This window comes from Microvirgula curvata (genome assembly GCF_054781615.1).
Map to the genome: position 1 here is coordinate 26,838 of NZ_BAAGUB010000037.1, position 14,310 is coordinate 41,147.

Annotated in this window: 10 protein-coding genes and 2 tRNA genes; 8 read left to right on the forward strand and 4 right to left on the reverse strand. The window is 59.1% G+C overall.

The features are described from left to right. The first annotated feature begins 119 nt into the window (after positions 1 to 119). The 5 genes from ACYVG8_RS18910 to ACYVG8_RS18930 all read left to right on the forward strand — a co-directional run bounded on the left by ACYVG8_RS18910 (position 120) and on the right by ACYVG8_RS18930 (position 5,149). Positions 120 to 695, forward strand: a complete 576-nt coding sequence (locus ACYVG8_RS18910) for an ArnT family glycosyltransferase (RefSeq protein WP_460746589.1) — start codon at positions 120 to 122, stop codon at positions 693 to 695. Between the two features lie 397 nt (positions 696 to 1,092). Next, the gene (locus tag ACYVG8_RS18915) at positions 1,093 to 2,532 is read left to right on the forward strand and encodes a circularly permuted type 2 ATP-grasp protein (RefSeq protein WP_028500210.1); all 1,440 of its coding nucleotides are present in this window, start codon (positions 1,093 to 1,095) and stop codon (positions 2,530 to 2,532) included. 19 nt (positions 2,533 to 2,551) lie between these two features. Next, on the forward strand, positions 2,552 to 3,493 hold the full coding sequence (locus ACYVG8_RS18920; protein WP_028500211.1) for an alpha-E domain-containing protein: 942 nt from the start codon (positions 2,552 to 2,554) through the stop codon (positions 3,491 to 3,493). A 49-nt stretch (positions 3,494 to 3,542) separates the two neighbouring features. Further along, the gene (locus ACYVG8_RS18925) at positions 3,543 to 4,343 is read left to right on the forward strand and encodes a transglutaminase family protein (protein WP_028500212.1); all 801 of its coding nucleotides are present in this window, start codon (positions 3,543 to 3,545) and stop codon (positions 4,341 to 4,343) included. A gap of 71 nt (positions 4,344 to 4,414) precedes the next feature. Further along, entirely contained in the window at positions 4,415 to 5,149 is a 735-nt protein-coding gene (locus ACYVG8_RS18930; RefSeq protein WP_112692984.1) for a proteasome-type protease, read from the forward strand. 71 nt (positions 5,150 to 5,220) lie between these two features. Here the strand turns inward: ACYVG8_RS18930 and ACYVG8_RS18935 are convergent, their stop codons facing one another. Continuing rightward, positions 5,221 to 6,219 carry a recombination-associated protein RdgC gene (locus ACYVG8_RS18935; RefSeq protein ID WP_460746591.1) on the reverse strand — a complete coding sequence of 333 codons (999 nt, stop codon included), beginning with the start codon at positions 6,217 to 6,219 and terminating at the stop codon, positions 5,221 to 5,223. Between the two features lie 251 nt (positions 6,220 to 6,470). Between ACYVG8_RS18935 and ACYVG8_RS18940 the strand changes: the two genes are divergently transcribed. Continuing rightward, positions 6,471 to 6,547: transfer RNA gene (locus ACYVG8_RS18940), tRNA-Pro, on the forward strand. A 52-nt stretch (positions 6,548 to 6,599) separates the two neighbouring features. Continuing rightward, positions 6,600 to 6,676 (forward strand) — tRNA-Pro (locus tag ACYVG8_RS18945). 58 nt (positions 6,677 to 6,734) lie between these two features. On the opposite strand, the gene fumC is transcribed toward ACYVG8_RS18945, so the two are convergent. Beyond that, the gene (gene fumC / locus ACYVG8_RS18950; RefSeq protein ID WP_028500215.1) at positions 6,735 to 8,117 is read right to left on the reverse strand and encodes a class II fumarate hydratase; all 1,383 of its coding nucleotides are present in this window, start codon (positions 8,115 to 8,117) and stop codon (positions 6,735 to 6,737) included. Positions 8,118 to 8,342: 225 nt separating this feature from the next. On the opposite strand from fumC, the gene ACYVG8_RS18955 reads away from it, so the two are divergent. After that, positions 8,343 to 8,924 carry an RBBP9/YdeN family alpha/beta hydrolase gene (locus ACYVG8_RS18955; RefSeq protein ID WP_036386711.1) on the forward strand — a complete coding sequence of 194 codons (582 nt, stop codon included), beginning with the start codon at positions 8,343 to 8,345 and terminating at the stop codon, positions 8,922 to 8,924. On the opposite strand, the gene ACYVG8_RS18960 is transcribed toward ACYVG8_RS18955, so the two are convergent. After that, the gene (locus tag ACYVG8_RS18960) at positions 8,907 to 13,115 is read right to left on the reverse strand and encodes an RHS repeat domain-containing protein (RefSeq protein WP_460746592.1); all 4,209 of its coding nucleotides are present in this window, start codon (positions 13,113 to 13,115) and stop codon (positions 8,907 to 8,909) included. The two genes, ACYVG8_RS18955 and ACYVG8_RS18960, sit on opposite strands and share 18 nt — an antisense overlap. Before the next feature lie 52 nt (positions 13,116 to 13,167). Next, on the reverse strand, positions 13,168 to 14,310 hold a 1,143-nt coding region (locus ACYVG8_RS18965; protein WP_460746594.1), incomplete at its 5' end, for an RHS repeat-associated core domain-containing protein.

Consider the following 14,310-nt stretch of genomic DNA (forward strand, 5'->3'; position numbering starts at 1 on the left):
TTTCAGCCGAATTCCGCCTGGTGGAAAAAACCGGGCCGGCCAGCATGAAAGCGCTCATTGAGCACTAATTGCTGTCGGGCAAAATGACACGAATACTGTTGTTTGCGACCTGCCCAGCCATGAGCTCGAGCCCGACTGTTTTCCGCTCCCCCATTGCCGCCATCCCTTCCCCCGTCCGCGACACATGGCGGACGGGCGGCTGGCTCACGCTGTCCTGGCCGCTGGCCATCGGGCTGCTGTGCGCCCTGCTGGTCTGCCTGTTGCCCGGCACGCTTGGCCATACCCCCTGGAAACAGGACGAGGCCTACAGCTTCGGCATCATTCAGCATATGGTCGAAAGCGGGCAATTGCTGGTGCCGACCAATGCCGGCCAGCCGTTTCTGGAAAAACCGCCGCTGTATTACTGGACGGCAACGCTGTTTGCCCACTGGCTTCGACCCGTCCTGCCACTGCATGACGCCGCACGGCTGGCCAGCGCCTTTTACACCGGGCTGGCGGCGGTCTTTGCCACGCTGTTTGCCCGGGCCTCGTTTGCTGCGGCACGACTGACTGACCGGTGGGTGCTGATGACGCTGGCGCTGTATCTCGGCTCGGTCGGCATGATCAAGCACGTGCACGACCTGTTTACCGATGTTGCGCTGTGCGCCGGCGTGATGCGGTCTGGCTGGGGCTGGGGGTCGGCATGGCCGCGATGAGCAAGGGGCTGTTCATTCCGGCGATCTTTGCCCTGAGCAGCGTGCTGCTGCCGGTGCTGCTGCCCGCTTGCCGGACACGGCGCTATCTGAACCGATTGCTGCCAGACTGGTAGTACTGCCGCTAGCTGCTGGCCGAAACCCGGGGCGCGCCGATGCCGCTACCATCGGGCTGGGCGCTGTTCTGGCGAGGCAGTCAGGAGGGTGACACGTCGGAACACCTGACCCTGTTCGAGCGCGCCGCGCACTGACTGCAGGCGCCGCGCGCAGGTCAGGCCCGGCTGCCATCTATGATGATCTGACAGCGTCTTCCCGTGCGTAACCGCCGTGCTGGCACGGCATTTGCGTCTGCGTGGAGCGTACGCCGCACCCCTGCGGCGAATCAGACACGGGAGCAGCCATGCACGCGCTTACCTTGCCGGCACCGGCGCATTACGACGAAATGCTGCTTGCCTCGGGCGCCGTGCGCCCGCACTACCAGCCGTTTGCCGACTGGCTGCATGCGCATACGCCGCAGTGGCTGGCGGACAAGCATGCCGAAGCCGATCTGTTGTTCCACAAGGCCGGGATCACCTTTGCCGTTTACGGCGACGAAGCCGGCGCCGAGCGGCTGATCCCGTTCGACACCGTGCCGCGCATCGTGCCGGCCGACGAGTGGCGGATGCTGGAAGCCGGCCTGCGCCAGCGGGTCAGTGCGCTGAACCGCTTTCTGTACGACATCTATCACGACCATGACATCGTTCGCGCCGGGCTGATTCCGGCCGAGCAGGTGTTTGCCAATGCCCAGTACCAGCCGGCGATGCAGGGGCTGGACCTGCCGCACGACATCTATACCCATATCGCCGGGGTGGACCTGATCCGTCACGCCGACGGTGGCTACTACGTGCTGGAAGACAATCTGCGCGTGCCGTCCGGCGTCAGCTACATGCTGGAAAACCGCAAGATGATGATGCGGCTGTTCCCGGAGCTGTTCGCCCGCTATCCGGTCGCCCCGGTCGAGCACTATCCGACCCTGCTGCTGAACACGCTGCGCCATGCAAGCCAGGTCGAGGCGCCGACGGTGGTGGTGCTGACGCCGGGGCCGTACAACTCGGCCTACTTCGAGCATGCGTTCCTGGCCCAGCAGATGGGGGTTGAGCTGGTCGAGGGCCAGGACCTGTTCGTCAACGACGACGGCGTGTTCATGCGCACCACGGCGGGGCCGCAGCGGGTCGACGTGATCTACCGTCGCATCGACGACGCCTTTCTCGACCCGCTGGCCTTCCGCAGTGACTCGATGCTTGGCGTGCCGGGACTGCTGTCCGCCTATCGTCAGGGCACGGTGATCCTGGCCAATGCGATCGGCACCGGGGTGGCCGACGACAAGTCGATCTATCCGTTCGTGCCGGACATGATCCGCTTCTACCTTGGCGAGGAGCCGATTCTGTACAACGTGCCGACCTGGCAGTGCCGGCGTGCGGAAGACCTGTCACACGTGCTGGCCCACCTGCCCGAGCTGGTCGTGAAGGAAGTCCATGGTGCCGGCGGCTACGGCATGCTGGTCGGCCCGGCGGCCAGCCGGCAGGAAATCGACGATTTCCGCCGCCGGATAGAAGCCGCACCGGCCAATTACATTGCCCAGCCGACGCTGTGCCTGTCGAGTTGCCCGACCTTTGTCGACAGCGGCATCGCGCCACGCCATATCGACCTGCGACCGTTCGTGCTGACCGGCCGCGAGATTTCGATGGTGGCCGGCGGGCTGACCCGGGTCGCGCTGAAGGCCGGTTCGCTGGTGGTGAACTCGTCACAGGGCGGCGGCACCAAGGACACCTGGGTGCTGGAATCCGGCCCCTCCCTCTAAAGACTACGGAACCGATCCCATGCTCTCGCGCACTGCTGCCCAGCTCTACTGGATGAGCCGATACCTGGAGCGCGCCGAAAATCTGGTGCGCATGCTTGATGTCACCCACTCGCTGTCGCTGCTGCCGCAATCGCGCGGCAGCGGCATCGAACTGAATGCGCCGCTGGTGGTGACCGGCTCGCTGCAGGCCTTCGAGGCCAAGCAGGTTCAACTGGACGTCGAACGGCTGTTCGACTTCATGGCGCTGGATCTGGACAACCCGTCCTCGGTGCTCAGCTGCATCAAGGCCGCGCGCGAAAACGCCCATGCGGTGCGTGGCCAGATCACGGCGGAAATGTGGGAGGCGATCAATGCCACCTGGCTCGAAGGCCGTACGCTGCCCGCGCGCGGCGTGCCGAACGTGTCGTCGTTTTTCGACTGGGTGAAGGAGCGCTCGCACCTGTTCCGCGGCGCGACGCACGGCACCCTGCAGCGCAATGACGCCTTCTGCTTTATCCGTCTCGGCATCTTTATCGAGCGAGCCGACAATACTGCGCGGCTGCTGGACGTGAAGTCGCATCTGGTGGCCGAAGCCGCCGAGGACAGCGCACCGGACTTCTACGCCTGGAGTGCGCTGCTGCGTTCGCTGTCGGCGTTCGAGGCCTATCACGCTGCCTATCGCGACAGCCTGGATGCACGGCGGGTGACCGAACTGCTGATCCTGCGTCCGGACGTGCCGCGTTCGCTGCGCGCCTGCTATGCCGAAATCTGGTCCAACCTGGCCGAGGTCAGGGGCGGGCAGGGCGGGGAAGATGCCGGCCGCATTGCCAAGCAACTGGCCGGGCAACTGGCGATCAGCCTCGAGTACGGGGCGGTTGACGAGATCCTGGCCGAGGGACTGCACGAATGGCTGACCGGTTTCCTGGCGCGTTCGGCCGAACTCGGCGAAGCGATCCAGACCGCCTATCTGGAAGCCGGCTGATGCGCGGCCGCGCACGCCGCTCCGATTCCTTTTCTGCCGGGAGCCCGTCATGAAGCTGGCCATCGAACACGACACGATTTACCGCTACGACCACCCGGTCCGGCGCAGCATCCAGTATCTGCGGCTGACGCCGCGCTCCTCGGCGCGCGTGCGCGTACTCGACTGGCGGCTGGAGCTGCCGGCGCGGGCGAAAGCGGGGACCGATGCCTACGGCAATACGCTGCATGTGCTGACGCTCGACGTGCCGCATGTCGACATCCACCTGCGCGCGGTCGGCACGGTGGAGACCGACGATCGCGAGGCGGATGTCGAAACCGACAACCGGTTGCCGCCCGAGGTGTTCCTGCGCGATACGCCGCTGAGCCTTGCCGATGCCGCGCTGTCCGGTTTCGCCGCCGGATTTGCCGGTGCGGTGATGGCCGATCGCCGCCGGGGCTTCGAGCACCTGATGGTGGCGCTGGCGGAGCACATGCCGTATACGCCGGGCGTGACCCATGCGGCCACTTCGGCGGCAGAAGCGTTCGCCGGCCGGCTGGGCGTGTGCCAGGACCACAGCCACGCGATGATTGCCTGCGCGCGCCGGCTCGGCGTGCCGGCGCGTTACGTCAGCGGCTATCTGGCCACCGATATCGAGCATGTCGCCAGCCATGCCTGGGCCGAGCTGTGGATGGACGGCGGCTGGCTGGGCTACGACGCCAGCAATCTGTGCCTGGCTGCCGGCCGGCATGTGAAGCTGGCGGTCGGGCTCGACTATCTCGATGCCTGCCCGGTGCGCGGCATGCGGGTCGGCGGCGGCGATGAAATCATGCATATCGCGGCCCGGGTGGTGTCGTCGGCAGCAGATCAGTAAAAGCGCGTGGCAGACCGGAGCCGACAGGCTACAGTGATGCCCTCCAAACGATTTTCCTGTACACGATCGCCATGACTTATTGCGTAGCCATGCGGCTGGAAGCCGGCCTGCTGTTTGCCTCGGATTCGCGGACCAATGCGGGTATCGACCACATTTCCACCTTCCGCAAGATGACCGTGTTCGAGGCGCCCGGCGAGCGCCTGCTGGTGCTGCTGAACTCGGGCAATCTGGCGACTACCCAGAGCGTGATCAGCCTGCTGCGCCAGCGGCTGGGCCATGACGGGCCGAACCTGATGAACGTGGCATCGATGTATGACGCGGCCAGCCTGCTGGGCAGCACCATCCGGGAGGTCATGGCGCGCGACAGTACCGGGCATGCCACGCTGGACCAGGGCGTCGACTATGGTGGCAGTTTCCTGATCGGCGGGCAGATCCGGGGTGAGGTCACGCGCCTGTTTCAGGTTTACCCGCAGGGCAATTTCATCGAGGCCAGCGAGGACACGCCCTATTTCCAGATTGGCGAGGCCAAGTACGGCAAGCCGATCATCGACCGGGTGCTGCACTACCGCACGCCGCTGGCAGAAGCCGCCAAATGTACGCTGATCTCGTTCGATTCGACCGTGCGCAGCAACCTGTCGGTCGGGCTGCCGATCGACATGCTGATCTACCGCACCGACTCGTTCGCGCCGGCGGTTCCCCATCGCATCGGCGAAGACGACCCGTATTTCCACCAGTTGAGCCGGGGCTGGGGAGAAGGCCTGCGCCAGGTGTTTGGCGGCCTGCCGGATGCGGACTGGTTCGACTGAGCCGGCCACCTGGCCCGGATGAAAAAACCGCCGCGAGGGCTGCTCGCGGCGGTTTTTTCATTGTTGTACCGTCATTCCCACGGCGGTACCGACGCGTCTCCGGCCGGTGCCGCTGCCGGCGTGACGGCCGGCGCCGGCCGTGCCGGTGCTGGCGCCGGTGACGATTCGCCATCGACCGGCAGTTCACCGCCGAGCGCCTCGATCAGCTCGCCGATCAGGCCACGCAGCTCGCCGACCATCAGCAGCAGGGTGGCGTCGAACAGCGCTTCGGCGTCGTCGCCGGCCTGGCTGGCCTCGTCCTCGATCACGTCGAGGAACTGGACCCGTTTCAGTTCCAGCTTGTCGGTCAGCACGAAGCGGATGCGTTCCTGCCAGATCAGCCCGAGGCGGGTGACCTGCTTGCCGGTATCGACGTGCTGGCGGACTTCCTGCGCGGTCAGATCCTGGCGCGCGCAGCGGATGGTGGCGCCATCATCGCCGGGCGATTTCAGTTCGCAGTCGCTGTCGAGCTCGAAACCGTCCGGTGCGCCTTCGGCCAGCCACATGGTCATGGCCGTGGCCGGCGACAGCGCCGTGCGCGGCAGGCGGGCCGGGAACGGCGGCAGTTGTTCGCGGATGGCGCTGACCAGGTTCTCGGCCTTGGTCCCGCCGGCATCGGCGACCAGCCAGCCGGATTGCGGATCGATATAGCAGCGGCTGCGACCGCTCTTGGTGAACGCGCGCGGCAGCAGATCGTCCTCGACCGTCTCGCGCAGTTCCTTCTTTTCCTTGCGACCGACCTGGCGCAGTTCCTTTTCCTCGATCTCGGCCACGCGGCGTTCGACGAAGTCACGCACCACGGCGGCCGGCAGCACCTTGTCCTCGCGCTTCAGCGTCACCAGCGCGGCACCGCCGGCGCGGGCCAGCATCTGGTCCGGCTTGTGCGGTGCGGCGGGGACGAAACCGTCGCTGTACCAGTCCAGCCCGCCGCACGTGGCGAACGGATGCCGGGCCAGGGCGGTTTCGAGCTTGTCGAAATCGGGCAGCTGTCTGGGGTCGAGGCGGAAGAGGGCAAGCTGGCGGAACCACATCGCGTAGCGCTCCTGAGTTGATGGCAAGGCGGCGATTGTAAGCGCTGGACGCCGGCCGGGCACGGCCGATTGCAGGCTGCCGCGTGCCGCCGCAACTGATCCGGCACATAAGCCGCTGTTTTTGGATGATTTGCGCCGCAAAGCCGCATGCCGGCGCTAAAAACTGCTTGCCATTGCCGGTCCGGCTGCTTAATATTGCGACCTCTCGACGCCACTGGCGGTGCTATTTGCCGCGAACGTCGGGGAAAGATCGGGGTGTAGCTTAGCCTGGTAGAGCGCTACGTTCGGGACGTAGAGGCCGGAGGTTCGAATCCTCTCACCCCGACCAGTCTTTCCAACCATGACGAAAACCCGTTTCGTCTGGTCGAGCCGGTACCATTCGGGGTGTAGCTTAGCCTGGTAGAGCGCTACGTTCGGGACGTAGAGGCCGGAGGTTCGAATCCTCTCACCCCGACCAGAATTTGCAGTCAATGAAAACGCCGCACAGTCTGCCTGTGCGGCTTTTTGTTGTTCCGTCAGACCATGTTTTCCGGCCGGACCCAGGCATCGAAATCGTCGGCGCTGGTTGCGCCAAGGGCGATCGCCGCGTCGCGCAGCGTCAGCCCGTGATGGTGGGCATGCTTGGCGATGGCGGCGGCACGGTCGTAGCCGATATGCGGCGCCAGTGCGGTGACCAGCATCAGTGAGCGCGACATCAGTTCGGCAATGCGTTCTTCGCGGGCGACGATGCCGCGCGCGCAGTGGTGATCGAACGAACGCGAGGCATCGGCCAGCAGTCGCACGCTCTGCATGAACGCATCAATGATGACCGGCTTGTACACATTCAGCTCGAAGTTGCCGCTGGCGCCGGCGAGGTTCACCGTCGTGTCGTTGCCGAGTACGCGCACGCAGGCCATGGTCAGCGCTTCGGCCTGGGTCGGATTGACCTTGCCCGGCATGATCGAACTGCCCGGTTCGTTTTCCGGCAGGGACAGCTCGCCGAGCCCCGAGCGCGGACCGCTCGCCAGCCAGCGAATGTCGTTGGCGATCTTGAACAGCGCGGCGGCCAGCGTCTTCAGTGCACCATGGGCATGGACCAGCGGTTCGTGCCCGGCCAGCGCGGCGAACTTGTTCGGCGCACTCTCGAATGGCAGCCCGGTGTCGCGCGCCAGTTCCGCCGCCATGTGTCCGGCAAAATCCGGGTGCGCATTCAGGCCGGTCCCGACCGCCGTGCCCCCGATGGCGAGCTGGTACAGCGTCGGCAGCGCGGCTTCGACATAGCCGATGGCCAGATCGAGCTGGGCGACATAGCCGGAGAACTCCTGGCCCAGCGTCAGCGGTGTCGCATCCTGCAGATGCGTGCGACCGATCTTGATGATGTGGGCGAAGGTGCGCGCTTTTTCCGCCAGTGTGTCGCGCAGTGCACGCACCGCCGGCAGCAACTGGTCGTGCAGGCCTTCGGCGGCGGCAACGTGCATGGCGGTCGGGAACACGTCATTCGACGACTGGCCGTGGTTGACGTCATCGTTCGGATGGATCAGCCGTGCCTCGCCGCGCGTGCCGCCGAGTTTTTCCGAGGCCAGGTTGGCCAGCACCTCGTTCATGTTCATGTTGCTCTGCGTGCCCGAGCCGGTCTGCCAGACCGACAGCGGAAACTCGCCCGGATGGCGGCCATGGATCACATCGTCGGCGGCATCCATGATGGCTTTTGCCTTGTGCGAATCAAGCTGGCCCAGCGTGGTATTGACCCCGGCCGCCGCGCGCTTGATCCGTGCCAGCGCCCGGATCAGCCCCTCGGGCATCCGTTCGGTGGAAATGGCGAAGTGTTCCAGCGAACGCTGGGTCTGTGCCCCCCACAGGCGGTCGGCCGGCACGTCGATGGGGCCGAAACTGTCGTGTTCGGAACGGGTAGCACTCATGGGGAGGACTCCTTTGACTGACTGTGTGGGGGAGGGGCCGGACGATGAAGAAAGGCGCTGCCAGTATGGCACAGCCGATACGGGTGGGCGGCGCATGGCGCGATGCATATCGGGCACAAACAGAATTTGGAAATCGTAATTGGTTTCTTTTGCTTATATGCTGACTCCATTACAGTCCCCCCATGTGACCGGGAAGCCGGGCCGACAGACTGCAACGGAAGCGCTATGAGCATCGCCGACTTCGACATCGTGATTCAACCTGGCTGGCAGGATTCCTCGGCCGAACACTGGCAAAGCCGCTGGCAACTGGCATGGCCTGACGCCGTGCGGGTGGCCCATGGCAACTGGGATACGCCGGAGCTGCCGCGCTGGCTCGACGGGCTGGATGCGGCCCTGGCCGCATGCCGCAAGCCGGCGCTGGTGGTCGCCCACAGCCTGGGTTGCGTGACCGTTGCTCATCATGTGCGCCGGGGAGGCCGGCCGATTGCCGGTGCGCTGCTGGTGGCGCCGGCCGATGTCGAGCGCAGCGGCGTACCGGCGGCGCTGGCCGGATTTGCCCCGATCCCGGCGGCAGCATTGCCGTTTCCCGCCATACTGGTAGCCAGCGACGATGACCCGTATTGCCCGCTGGACCGGGCGGAAGCGCTGGCTGGCGCCTGGCGCACCGACCTGGTGCGAATTGGCAAGGCCGGGCATATCAACGCGGCATCGGGTCTGGGTGACTGGGCACAGGGGCGGGTGCTGCTCGAACTGCTGGCGAGGACGGTGGGCGGCGCCGGCCCTGCCCGGTCAGGAAAAATCCGGTAGTTGTGTCAGGAGAACGTTCGGGTGATAGAAGCTGGATCCGAGATCGAAAGTCATCCCGTATGGATTCTGCCCACGGATACGGAAATCATAACAGCTGTATTCTGTATCGACTCTGTAGTTGTACACCTGATCGTGGAGAATCGCCTTGATATGCCCTTCCACAATGGGCGTTCGATAGGGACCATTGAAACAGGGCCTGACTTCGACAAGCCCGTTTGCATGTGCTTCGGTGGTGCAGGCAATTTCGCCATTGACTTGATGGTTAATGCGGAATGACTGTTGCGATGCAGGCAGAGCCAATTCTTCTTGCTCAATTTGCAGGCAATGACCAGCGTGGATGGTGGCAATGTTTTTCCGCGTGTCGGCACTCTGTATGGAGGTCCATATTTTTTTCCCTGCCGCATTATAAAAATAAGAATGCGTTTGTGTTTTTCCCTGCTCTGTAGTGGTTAATTTCGTAATATTGTTTGCCGCGCCATAAAGAAACTTATTCTGTGTGGTGGTGTTGAATCGGGTGCAGGTATTGCTGATGATGTTGCCTTCCGTGTCGTAGGCCAGGTCAACCTGGGTGCGAGTCAGAGAGCCAGACTGTGTCGTCAATATTTTTTCAAGCCGGAAGGCTGTGTTGTAGGTATACAGGGACTCCGTTTCTTCTCTGCCTGATTCCCCCCTGATTCGATAAATATTGTTCAGGCTATCGTACTCGAAACGCTGATAATTTTGTATTTGATCATACTCGTTACGGTAAACGACATTGCCTGCTCTCCTCCATTTCCAGAGGGAGCCACGGCTGTTGTACTCGTACGTTTCGGACCACTTGTGGGTATTTGTGGCGCTGAATGTGTAGGAGACATCGCTGAGCTGCAAATGCCTGTTGTATTGCATGACGGTTTGCAGAATGTTGTGATTGTAAAAAATGTAATTGTTGCAAACAACCAGATTATAATTTCCGTAGTGAAAATTTTTCCTGATGCCATTGTAAACACTGTTTCTGGACAGATGCTTTGCATAATTGTCGATGCCGGTGATATTCCCCGTCGCTGCTGAACGATGGATATGGGAAAGCCAGATAATGGAATTGTTCAATTCTCCATGCGTAAGGTAAAAGATAACGAATTTTTCGTTGCCGTTGCCGTCGTATTTGTATACTGCTCTGATGATGGATGCGTTTTTATTGAAAGAGACCTGGACCTGCTCTGGCTTCCCACAAACGGTAGGAAGAATTTCTGTCGAGTATCTTCCCAATGCGCTAAAGCCCCAGCTTCCAGTTTCCTTTACCAGTTTATTAAACTGGTTGTAGGCCAGTGTTCTGGTGAACGTTCCTTCATTTTGAACGACTTTATCCTCTACCAGCAAACCGGTTTTTTCATCGTAGCTGAATGAGAAAACCGATATTGTGATGCGAGACTCATCCAGGATTTTTTGCTTTGTGACCTGACCAAGTGCCGAGTTGTATTCATAATCCCATGCACGCCCGCCGGATATGGAAATGCGGTTTGGGCATGTAAAAATATTGGTTTTTGAATAGTCGTAATCGGATTTTGCCGACAATGTTGTCGAAGTGGTAACCCTGTCCAGCCCATCGTATGTTGATTCTCCGATAACAACAGAGTCAACGGATATTCTGGATATCAGTGTGTCGCTGCTATGCGGTGCATAGGCATAAAGGGTTGTGCCGCTCGATGTGCCGGTCTCGGAAATTTTTCTGTCGAATGCATCGTACAGAAAATATTTTTCTTCTCTTTCCGTTCGCGTATGCAAACGCAGTCTCATGAAATCATCATAAGAGAACGTCTCTGTAACATCGGGCGTGCTCGCTTTGCTCGATGGGTAAGTTTCCTCCTTTGAAACCTGATGGGTGTCATTCCAGTATGCTATTGTTTTTTTGTCGCCAGGTGTCGAGATGGTAGTAACGGTTTTCTGGTTTGCATTGCCCTGGACTGTGTCGTATTCATAGACATCCTTTGACAGGGTTGTATCGTATTTTGACAGAAGCTCATTATAAATATTCCATTTGTAATAAGTAATGAGTGTTACCAATGGGGCGACAGGCGTCACCGTGCTTGCTGGATTTGGGTAATCGAAACGGGTTTCTGTCGAAAGCTGGTTGAGGTCATTGAACTCATTGCGAATGATTTCATAGCTGATGCCGGGTGCCTCCGGAGAGGAAGAACGGCTGGAGGGGGCGAGCCAGGAGGTACTGATCAGATTGCCTGAGCCATCGAATATCTCTATTTCAGCGTAAGGAAGGGATGACCTTGTCGTGGTGGTGCTATTGGAAAGTGCATCGAATACGACATCTGTCGTCATGGAGCCGGGATAGCCTTTGGCGTATGTGCTTCTTGTAATTCTTCCCAGTTGATCATATTCAAAATCGGTAATATTGTTGTTGTTGTCGGTGGAAGAAATGACATCTGCTGTGATATAGCGCTGGGTGATGGATTCTGTTTTTTTTATTTCTGAATTATCATGGCCTGTTGTTTCTTTTTTTATGGTAACGGTATTGTCCGCCGAATTGTCGGTATAGGTGAAAGTGACCGTTGTTGCAAAATAGGCTGGTGCGGCTGCTTCTCCCTGTGCTGCGATACCGCCAGTTTCACTGACTGCTTTTGTCATACGGCCTGGATCATCATAAGTGTAGGCTGTTTTTTTTAATGGGCTTATGCTGGATGGTGAATTTTTGTCTTTAAAGAAGAATTGTTCGTTGTTGCTCTGGATCAGGTCGGTGTTCGTGGATTTTGCATAAGTGTATTGCCATGTTTTTTGGGGGAGCTCATCGGGCGCTGTTTTGGATGAACGTGTTTTTGATTTAAGAAAGCGAATGAATCCATTTTGCTCGGGGGGGCAGAGTACGGTGCCATCCTCTGCCGTCTCTCCTGCCGCTGGATAATAAACATACCACTCTCTCATTCCATCCATGTTTCTGAAATTTATCAAATTTGAATAATCATCATATTCTAAAGTCGTATAAAAATTCGTGTACACCTTGTTGCTGCCTGTTCCAGTGACCGACTTGATGTCGGTTCGTACCGGAAGCATGAAACTTGGAGACTGGCCATCAATCCCTGCCGAATATTTTAATTGATAGGAAAAACTGGTAAAGCAGATGCGATCGCTGGATTTTTCTTGCGGTAATACTTTTGAGAGCAGATAGAATTTGTTGTAGGTGTGTGTCACCGTCTTTGACGGGGTGTCCTTGTTTCCCACCGTTTCAATGACTCTGTATGAATAGGACCCGGGTAAATTTTCCAGATTGTCCGTGTTGTCTACCCAGGTTGTAATATCGGGATAGCCCAGATAATTCCTGCGAGGATATTCGTACCGGATATCGACAGTTTTCTTGGGGGCGACGGAAAAGGCAGTTCGGGTGATAAATACGGCTGACACAGCCGATATGGCCGCTTGCAGCCCGGAGGGAGCGGGCAGGGTCGTGTACTCTATCGCCTGCTCCTGAAAATAATTAATAAGTGATTTCCAGTTTTTGATAAGAAAATAATTGGTGTTGTGTCTGATGTAACTGAATGTATACAGGATCGGGTTGCCTGTGCCCGGTATGGAGATGGCACGCAACTGATAGGGCTGGGGACCCAGCAGTGTAAAAGCGAATTTGCCTCGCTGTGATGTGACCAAATGCTCTCTGGCGTTGTCGGTTTGCGTCATGCTGCTGGACAGCAGCACGGTTGCGCTATCATCACTGATGGTGAAGGTGTTATCGCTGTTCCAGCTGATGTACAAATGCTTCTTGCTGGGGATGGTAATACAGGTCGTCCTCCCCGATGAAATCGTTTCAATACGACCATCGATATGGACTATCGTGCAGCTGCCATCTGTTTCCTGCTTGAAGGTAAAAGTATTGGTTTTCTTGTATTGCAGACTGACAGCGCCGGACGCCTCCGTGTTCATCCGGTATCGGCTTCCATCTGACAATACCAGCGTGCGCAGCGGGGAAGAAGCATCGTCCGGGTCGGGATCCTCATCGATTCTTGCCAGGCTCAGTTCCCAGCCCGTTCCGAAACCATAGTCATTGGCATTGAACTGATTGAAGCGCAGGGCCAGGTCCAGATCCGGCCCTTGCAGCTGGTTGGCGGAAATGTCTGCCAGCGGGATATTCAGAATATACATGCCAGAGGCTGGATTGACCCCATCCTGCTTCCAGTTCATCAAACTGAAGATATTGGAATAAAACAGCATGGATTTTCTCCCTGAGTGCACCAATAAAAGCAGGGCGTTTTTTGATCATTGATCAGGGTAATTTTATAAATGAATGCAATGTCATTGAAAGCGAGTCAGCAATCGATGATTTGGCCGAATGGTAGATTGAATTTTCGGAAATGTTTTTGACTGGCGCAAAGGGTGTTCTTGGCAGGCTGGAATATAATTTTGGACATGCCGACACAGACAGGTTTCCCAGCTCCGGATAGGAGCTGGACAGGGATCGGACCAGATGAGGGCGTGGTGAAGTTAACGATAAACCCGGGATGCCATCGGTTAATGTCTTGACGGAATGGCTCGCATTGTTGCGCCAGCGTTGCGTGATGCTCCATGTAAAATTCTTTATTCTAAGCAAACCGCTCCAGGTTGAACCTGCGGCAGGAATGAGCAGGATGGCACCGCTAATGCCATACAGAATATTCGAGGCATCACCCAGCTGGCCCCCATATTCCGGGTCAGCGTCAATGATGACGCCGGATGCGATCTGCATTGACGCGGCTACGACCAGAATAATGCCACCCACCAGTGTTGCCAATATGAGAAGCATGCTTGTCATGGTCAGGATGCTCAGAATGGCAAAGACTCCAGCTATCAAGCCGGTGGCACCCGCAGCGATGGCGGTGGATGCCGAGTAACTGTAAGAGCCTGCCTGGTAGGAAACATAGCCCGTCGTATCCAGGCGATTGACGGGATCACTGGAACAGAACAGGTATGGATTCATGCCACCGATGGAAAAAGGGCTGAAAGGGTCGAGTGTCAGAAAGCGTTGAATGCCCGGGTCGTAGCTGCGTGCACCGTCACCCAGATCGTACAGCTGCATTTTCATGCCGACCCAGTTAATCGGTTCACCGTGCATGCCTATCTGGGGGCGGTGGGCGCTGTCGAATGAACGCTGCAGGTTTTCTGTTGGCCGGGCGGTACCAGGGTATGTGTCATTTTCGTCCAGTGCACAGGCATACCAGGGTGTAAAACGCCGCCTTTGCTCATCACTGTCTGCTTTGCGGACCAGCACCGGCTTCAATGTCGCATCCCGGTACTGCTGCGCAAACGGCAGCGGCGGTGCCTCGCGTGCCGGCCGGCTGCGGTCCACGCAGTAACCCGGATACTGCAGCAGCGCCAGCCCGCCCGCGCTGCACTCGTCTCCCGCCGCCACCCGCCAGCGCACCGACAGCGG

Bases quoted from the DNA above. Each gene is read 5' to 3' on its own strand.
- ACYVG8_RS18925 (WP_028500212.1), top strand. From the start codon at position 3,543: ATGAAGCTGGCCATCGAACACGACACGATTTACCGCTACGACCACCCG.
- ACYVG8_RS18955 (WP_036386711.1), top strand. From the start codon at position 8,343: ATGAGCATCGCCGACTTCGACATCGTGATTCAACCTGGCTGGCAGGAT.
- ACYVG8_RS18920 (WP_028500211.1), top strand. From the start codon at position 2,552: ATGCTCTCGCGCACTGCTGCCCAGCTCTACTGGATGAGCCGATACCTG.
- ACYVG8_RS18960 (WP_460746592.1), bottom strand. From the start codon at position 13,115: ATGCTGTTTTATTCCAATATCTTCAGTTTGATGAACTGGAAGCAGGAT.
- ACYVG8_RS18910 (WP_460746589.1), top strand. From the start codon at position 120: ATGAGCTCGAGCCCGACTGTTTTCCGCTCCCCCATTGCCGCCATCCCT.
- ACYVG8_RS18915 (WP_028500210.1), top strand. From the start codon at position 1,093: ATGCACGCGCTTACCTTGCCGGCACCGGCGCATTACGACGAAATGCTG.
- ACYVG8_RS18935 (WP_460746591.1), bottom strand. From the start codon at position 6,219: ATGTGGTTCCGCCAGCTTGCCCTCTTCCGCCTCGACCCCAGACAGCTG.
- ACYVG8_RS18930 (WP_112692984.1), top strand. From the start codon at position 4,415: ATGACTTATTGCGTAGCCATGCGGCTGGAAGCCGGCCTGCTGTTTGCC.
- fumC (WP_028500215.1), bottom strand. From the start codon at position 8,117: ATGAGTGCTACCCGTTCCGAACACGACAGTTTCGGCCCCATCGACGTG.